Raw genomic sequence first — 7530 nt, forward strand, 5'->3', positions numbered from 1 at the left:
AACTCTCGGCTACTCAACACCCACCGAACGCCTCATCAAACTCACACTCGCCGCCTAAAATGAAACCAAGGACCCCGTCCGGAAAGACCGGGTCACCCCAGCCCACGGATGCCGCGTGTCGCCAAAAACTCCGAAGTTACGTCACCCCGCACCCCGAACCCCCGCATCCCGAGCGCCCCGAACCCCCACACGCCAATCGGCCGCCCCCGGAACCCGGGAACGGCCGATCAACGAAAGCATCAACGAGACACAGGAGCCGAAACCCCTACCAGCGAACCCCATACACCGACGGATGCGTGCGCTTGACCGTCCCCAGCGTCTGCCGGGCGATCTCCAGCTCCTCGTTCGTCGGGATGACGAGCACGGTTACCCGGGAGTTGTCCGTGGAGATCACGCGCGTCGTGCGGGACTTGGCTTCGTTGCGCACGGGGTCGATTTCGATCCCCATGCCCTCGAGTCCGGCCAGGGCGCCCGCGCGCACGATCGGCGAGTTCTCGCCGACGCCCGCGGTGAAGACGATGACGTCCACGGTTCCGAGCTGCGCGTAGTAGTTGCCGACATAGCCTTTGACGCGGTGGAAGTACACGTCGAGGGCAGCCTGGGCGACCGGGTCGCCCGCGACCGCGGCATCCTCCACGTCGCGCATATCGCCGTTGCCGGCCAGGGCCAGCATGCCGCCGCGGCGGTTGAGCAGGTCGTCGAGCTCGGCGGTGGTCATCCCGGCCCGGCGGCGCAGGTGGAAGATCACGGCCGGGTCGATGTCGCCCGAGCGGGTGCCCATCGCGAGCCCCTGCAGCGGGGTCATGCCCATGGAGGTGTCGATCGATTCGCCGCCGTCGACGGCACACACGGATGCCCCGTTTCCCAGGTGCAGCACGATCGTCTTGAGCTCGGCCAGGGGCCGGTCGAGGTAGGCCGCCACGGCCTCCGAGACGAACTTGTGCGAGGTGCCGTGGAAGCCGTACTTGCGCACGCGGTACCGCGTCGCGACGTCCTTGTCGATCGCGTAGGTGTACGCGGCCGGCGGCAGCGTCTGGTGAAACGCGGTGTCGAACACGGCGACGTGAGGCACGTTCGGGAAGCTGGCGCGGGCGGCACGGATGCCCTGCACGTTGGCCGGGTTGTGCAGCGGAGCGATCTCGGAGAGGTCCTCGATGTTCAGCTCGACCAGGTGGGTGATCTCGGTCGGCTCGAAGAACCGGTTGCCGCCCTGCACCACGCGGTGGCCGACGGCGATCAGGTTCGTCTCGGACAGCTTCGGGCCGTGCTCGGCGAAGGCCTCGATCATCACGGCGAAGCCGGCGGTGTGGTCCATGATCGGCAGGTCGCGCTCGGTGCGGCCGTCCTTCGACGTGCCCGCGGTGTGCCGTGAGTGCCCGATCGGCTCGCCGATGCGCTCGACCAGGCCGCTGGCGAGCTCGGTTTCGGTGTCCATGTCGATGAGCTGGTACTTGAACGACGACGATCCGGAGTTGACGACCAGGATGGCGGTCATGCGGACACCGCCGCTGCGGCCGAAGCGGAAGATGCCGCACCAGAAGCCGAAGCTGCCGGGGCGCCGGACTCGGACGCTGCGAGCGTCACGGCCTGGATCGCGGTGATGGCTACGGTGTTGACGATGTCCTGCACTAGTGCTCCTCGGGAAAGGTCATTGATGGGTTTGCGCAGGCCCTGGAGGACGGGGCCGATGGCCACTGCTCCGGCGCTCCGCTGCACGGCCTTGTACGTGTTGTTGCCCGTATTCAGGTCGGGGAAGATGAAGACGGTGGCGCGGCCGGCGACAGCCGAACCGGGCATCTTCGTGGCGGCGACGGCGGCATCCGCTGCCGCGTCGTACTGGATGGGACCCTCGATCAGAAGGTCGGGGCGACGCTCCCGCACGAGGGCGGTGGCGGCCCGCACCTTGTCCACGTCGGCACCCTGCCCGGACTCGCCGGTCGAGTAGCTCAGCATGGCGATGCGCGGCTCGATACCGAACTCGACGGCCGTCTCCGACGCCGAGATGGCGATGTCGGCGAGCTGCTCCGCGGTGGGGTCAGGGTTCACCGCGCAGTCGCCGTAGACGAGCACCTTGTCGGCCAGCGCCATCAGGAACACGCTGGACACGACCGAGACTCCCGGACGCGTCTTGATGATCTGCAGGCTCGGCCGAATGGTGTGCGCCGTGGTGTGCGTCGCCCCGGAGACCATGCCGTCCGCCAGCCCGAGCTGCACCATCATGGTGCCGAAGTAGGACACGTCGGTGACGAGTTCCATGGCCTGCTCGACCGTGACGCCCTTGTGGGCGCGCAGCTTCGCGTACGCCTCCGCGAACTTGCGCCGCAGCACGTCGTCGAAGGGGCTCAGAACCTGCGCCTTGGCGATGTCCAGGCCGAGGCCGATGGCACGCGAGCGCACCTCGAACTCCTCACCGAGAATCGTGATGTCGGCCACATCGCGGGCCAGCAGGGTCGCGGCGGCGCGCAGCACGCGGTCGTCGTCCCCTTCGGGCAGCACGATGCGCTTTTGGTTGGTGCGTGCGCGTTCGAGCAGCATGTACTCGAACATCAGCGGCGTCACCACGTCGGCGCGGCTCACCTTGAGCCGGTCGAGCAGCACGGATGCCTCCACGTGGCCTTCGAAGAGCGCCAGCGCCGTGTCGCGCTTGCGTTGCGAGTCGGCGGCCATCCGTCCGGGCGTGTGTGTGATGCGCAGCGCGGCGTCATAGGAGTTCAGCTCGGTGCTGATGATCGGCACCGAGGCGTCGAGCCCCTCGACGAGCCGCCCGATCTCCTCGGGCAGGGCGAAGCCGCCGACCAGCACGATGCCGGCGATCGACGGGAACGTCGCGGACGAGTTCGCCATCAGAACGGCCAGCAGCACCTGCGGGCGGTCGCTGGGAACCACAACCACGGCGCCCTCGAACAGGCGCGGCAGCACGTTGACCATCGACATGGCCGCCACGACCACGCCGAGCGCCTCCCGGGACAGCAGCGCGGGGTCACCCTTGACGAGCGTGCCGTCGGTGGCCTTGAGGATGCTCTTCATGCTCGGGGCCACGAGGAACGAGTCTTCGGGCAGCGCCCAGACCGGCACCGCGTTGCGTCCGCTGCCGGGCTTCATGTCGGCGTCGACGACGCTCCGCACGGCGTCGATGAGCTCATCGAGCCGAGTCGGATCGGCGCGGTTGACGATCACGCCAAGCAGTGAAACGTGCTCGTCGCGCAGTTCCGCCAGGGTCACGTCGGTCAACTGGCGGATGTCCTCGGCCGTGCGCGGGTCGCTCTGCCCGAGCTGCCGGTCACCCTGGCTGAGCGTGTCGCGCTGGCCGGGACCGACCCGCCCGCCGAGCACCAGCAGCACCGGCACCCCCAGGTTGGCGGCGATGCGCAGGTTGAAGGCGAGCTCGGTGGGACTGCCGACATCCGTGTAATCGGAGCCGATCACGACCACCGCGTCACACTGGGCCTCGACGGCCTTGAAGCGCTGCACGATGCGGCCCAGGGCCGCGTCGGGGTCGAGGTGCACCTCGTCGTAAGTGACGCCGACGCAGTCGTCGTAGGTCAGCGGGGGCTGCACGGTGAGCGCAGACGCACTCGACAGGTGCGAGAGCAGCAGCTCGAGCACGTAGTCGGGGTGGTGCGCCGAGCGGGCCACGGGCCGGAACACACCGACGCGCTGCACCGAACGGAGCAGGGTGTCGAGCACGCCCAGGGCGATGGTGGATTTGCCGGTATTTCCCTCGGCAGAGGTGATATAGATACTGTCAGCCACGGTTTATACGTTATCTCCGCCGGTGGAGACACCGGCATTGTCGGGGGTCACGCCGACGCCATCGGCGTCCCAGACCCATTCGGTGACGGCGGGGATGTCTTCCCCGAGGTCGCGGGTGTAATTGCGGGCCCGGAGGCGGGCATCCTGCATCTCCTGGCGAAGCAGGGCGGCGCGGGCGCCGAGCCCGGGAACCCGGTCGATGACGTCCATCACCAGGTGGTACCGGTCGAGGTCGTTGAGCATGACCATGTCGAACGGCGTGGTGGTGGTGCCGTTCTCCTTGTAGCCGCGGGCGTGCAGGTTGCCGTGCCCGGTGCGCTTGTAGGTCAGGCGATGGATCAGCCACGGATACCCGTGGTAGGCGAACACGATCGGCTTGTCGGCCGTGAAGATGGCGTCGAACTCGCTGTCGCTGAGGCCGTGCGGGTGGTCCGCCTCGGACTGCAGGCGCATCAGGTCAACGACGTTCACGACGCGCACCGACAGGTCGGGCAGCCATTCCCGCAGGATGGCGGCCGCGGCCAGCACCTCGAGGGTGGGCACCTCGCCGGCGGCGGCCAGCACGACGTCGGGTGAGGTGCCGAACGTCTCGGTTCCGGCCCAGTCGAAGATGCCCAGACCCCGCTTGCAGTGCGCGACGGCCTGGTCCATGGTGAGCCAGTTCGGCGCGGGCTGCTTGCCGGCGACGACCACGTTGACGTAGTCCACGCTGCGCAGGCAGTGGCTGTAGGTGGCGAGCAGCGTGTTGGCGTCGAACGGCAGGTAGACGCGCACGACATCCGCACTCTTGTTGACGACGTGGTCGATGAACCCGGGGTCCTGATGCGAGAACCCGTTGTGATCCTGGCGCCAGACGTGCGAGCTGAGCAGGTAGTTCAGGCTCGAGATGGAGCGGCGCCACGGGATCTCGCGGGTGACCTTGAGCCACTTCGCGTGCTGGTTGAACATCGAGTCGACAATGTGAATGAAGGCCTCGTAGCAGTTGAACAGGCCGTGACGGCCGGTGAGCAGGTAGCCCTCCAGCCAGCCCTGGCACTGGTGTTCGCTGAGCATCTCCATCACGCGGCCGGCGCGGGCGAGGTTCGTGTCACCCTCGTGGAATTCCGCGTTCCACTGCTTGTCGGTGGCCGCGTAGACGGCCGGGGCGAGGCGGTTGGAGGCCGTCTCGTCGGGCCCGAAGATGCGGAAATTGTCGGGGTTGTCACGGATGACGTCGGCCAGCCAGGTGCCGAGAACCTTGGTCGCCTCATCGGTGGTGGCGCCCGGGGAAGGGACATCCACCGCGTACTCCCGGAAGTCGGGCAGCTTCAGCGCCCGGCGCAGCAGCCCACCGTTGGAGGCCGGGTTCGCGCTCATCCGCAGGTCGCCCACGGGGGCCAGCGACGAAACCTCCGCCACGGGGGCGCCGCTCGCATCGAAGAGTTCGCCCGGTCGGTAGGAGGACAGCCACTCTTCGAGCAGTCGGGTGTGCGCCTCGGTGTCGCGGGCGTTGCTCAGCGGCACCTGGTGCGAACGCCAGGAGTCGACGACCTGCACCCCGTCGATGACGGGCGGGCAGGTCCAGCCCTTGGGCGTGCGCAGGATGATCATCGGCCAGCGCGGACGCTCGGTGTCGCCGGCGAGGGCGCGCGCCTTGATCGCGGCGATCTCGTTGAGCACCTCGTCGAGGGTGAGCGCCATGCGCTGGTGCACGAGGAGGGGATCCTCGCCGTCGAAGCCGCCGGCCACGATGTAGGGCTTGTGGCCGTAGCCGCGCATCAAGTCGAGGAGTTCCTCTTCCGGGATGCGGGCGAGCACGGTGGGGTTGGCGATCTTGTACCCGTTGAGGTGCAGGATCGGCAGCACGACGCCATCCTGAAGCGGATCGATGAACTTGTTCGAGTGCCAGCTGGTGGCCAGCGGGCCGGTCTCGGCCTCGCCGTCGCCGACGACCGCGGCGACCAGCAGGTCGGGGTTGTCGAACGCGGCGCCGTAGGCGTGGCTGAGCGCGTAACCGAGCTCGCCGCCCTCGTGGATCGAGCCGGGCGTCTCGGACGAGGCGTGGCTGGGGATGCCGCCGGGGAACGAGAACTGGCGGAACAGGGCCTTGACGCCCTGCTCGCTCTGGTCGACGCCGGAGTAGATCTCGGAGTACGTGCCGTCGAGGTAGGCGTTTGCCACCATCCCGGGGCCACCGTGGCCAGGGCCGGTGACGTAGAGGGTGCTGATCGACCGTTCCTGGATGGCGCGGTTCAGGTGTGCGTAAAGGAAATTGAGCCCCGGGGTGGTTCCCCAATGGCCGAGCAGACGCGGCTTAATGTGGTCCCGCGTGAGCGGCTCACGCAAAAACGGGTTGTCGAGCAGGTAGATCTGCCCTACCGACAGGTAGTTGGCGGCCCGCCACCAGGCATCGACGCTGGCGAGCGCTTCAGCGCTGAGCGGATGCGGTGACCGGTCTGGCCAGAGAAAGGGTTTACCGAATATTTCAGCCATGGTGCCTCCAGGCACTATCGGGGCGGGGGCGTTATCTGCGCCGTCTCATCCTACGAGATGAGGCGAAATCGTTATCATTGCTAACGGCCTGCGGCTGTGGCGGGGCTGTGGCTGGGCTGTGGCTGGGCTGTGGCTGTTTTTCCGGTGCGTGCGGGCATGAAAAAGACTCCTCGCGCACCCACCAGAGCCCGGTTACCCTTGCTACGTTTCCGTCCTGGGGGAGTTGGCCGAGATGGCGCCACGCGAGGAGCCGACACCTAGTTTAGACGCAAAGCCGGCAAGGCCGAAAACGGGCCGATTCCGAGTCGATTCCGAGTCTGCACCGGGTCTGTACCGGGTCTGCACCGAGTCTGCACCGGGTCTGCACCGGGTCTGCACCGGGTCTGTACCGGGTCTGTACCGGGCGGCCGGGGCGAGTGTGCACGGAGGCCGCCGAAAACAGGTAAGATTCCATAGGTCGTTCCTTGAGGGAACGTTCGGCCAGGAGAATTCGCCTAGTGGCCTATGGCGCACGCTTGGAAAGCGTGTTGGGTGAGAGCCCTCGGGGGTTCGAATCCCCCATTCTCCGCCAAATTGTGCTGCAGCACGTGGGCGGGCATTAGTCTCGACGAACTCGACAATCAACTCTCGGGGGTTCGAATCTTCCGCCCCCGCAGGGCTGCTTCCGTGCCCGGATGGGGCTAACTCAGGAGATCCAAGCCGCACGCAAACATCCACCGCCTGATTCCGGGGGCGGGAACCGCAACTGGCCGTGGTTCTCCTGAGTTAGCCACCGACCCGCGTGCATAGCTCCCGCAAAAATCTGCCGGATGTGGCCAATAGAGCCCTGAAACAGCCCCCCGCCGAGAATTGGCAGGAGTTATGCACGAAGCGAGGCTCCGACCGTGCCTGGCATGGGGCCAACTCAGGAGATCCGGGCGGACCGCTCCGCCGTGGCCGCAGACCAGTGCGGAGCAGACTGCGGCCGCCCAAGGATCTCCTGAGTTGGCCACGGGAGTGTCGGGGCAGGTCCGGCGACCACCGGCGAGCACCGGGGGCTAGTCGGCGAGCGGATGCCGCGGCGCACGCGGCACGGGCGGCGGCGGCACCGGCTTCGCGGCCACGACATCGGCGAGTGCGAGGACGACCAGACCGCGTTTGGTCTCAACCATGCACCCTGTGTCGGAGACGGACCGCAAGCAACCCACGGCATCCGTGACCCCGCCCTCGATGCGGGTGCGCACCACGATTCGGGTTCCGAGGGTGGTGCTGGAGACGAATTGGGCGGCGGCGAGGCTCATCCGGCTGATCCTACTCTTCGAGCCC

4 protein-coding genes, 1 tRNA gene and 1 other RNA gene are annotated in these 7530 nt (G+C 67.5%); 1 reads left to right on the plus strand and 5 read right to left on the minus strand.

Annotation, left to right across the window (positions count from 1 at the left end; translation table 11 throughout):
- Positions 1 to 265: 265 nt before the first annotated feature.
- The 4 genes from CXY81_RS00125 to ffs form a co-directional block, all read right to left on the minus strand.
- Positions 266 to 1495, minus strand: a complete 1230-nt coding sequence (locus CXY81_RS00125) for an acetate/propionate family kinase (protein ID WP_104193600.1) — start codon at positions 1493 to 1495, stop codon at positions 266 to 268.
- Positions 1492 to 3753: a phosphate acetyltransferase gene (gene pta, locus CXY81_RS00130; protein WP_104169197.1), complete on the minus strand. Its 2262-nt coding sequence runs from the start codon at positions 3751 to 3753 to the stop codon at positions 1492 to 1494. The genes CXY81_RS00125 and pta overlap by 4 nt, the downstream gene beginning before the upstream one ends.
- Before the next feature lie 3 nt (positions 3754 to 3756).
- Complete coding sequence (locus tag CXY81_RS00135) at positions 3757 to 6225, minus strand: phosphoketolase (RefSeq protein ID WP_104193601.1); 2469 nt, start codon at positions 6223 to 6225, stop codon at positions 3757 to 3759.
- Between the two features lie 158 nt (positions 6226 to 6383).
- Positions 6384 to 6480, minus strand: an RNA gene (ffs, locus tag CXY81_RS00140) — signal recognition particle sRNA small type.
- A 228-nt stretch (positions 6481 to 6708) separates the two neighbouring features.
- Here ffs and CXY81_RS00145 point away from each other — a divergent pair.
- Positions 6709 to 6796: transfer RNA gene (locus CXY81_RS00145), tRNA-Ser, on the plus strand.
- 466 nt (positions 6797 to 7262) lie between these two features.
- On the opposite strand, the gene CXY81_RS00150 is transcribed toward CXY81_RS00145, so the two are convergent.
- Positions 7263 to 7530 (minus strand): hypothetical protein (locus CXY81_RS00150; protein WP_233193891.1); only part of this gene is annotated, 268 nt, incomplete at its 5' end.

This window comes from Cryobacterium sp. M25 (assembly GCF_002929635.1).
GTDB lineage: Bacteria > Actinomycetota > Actinomycetes > Actinomycetales > Microbacteriaceae > Cryobacterium > Cryobacterium sandaracinum.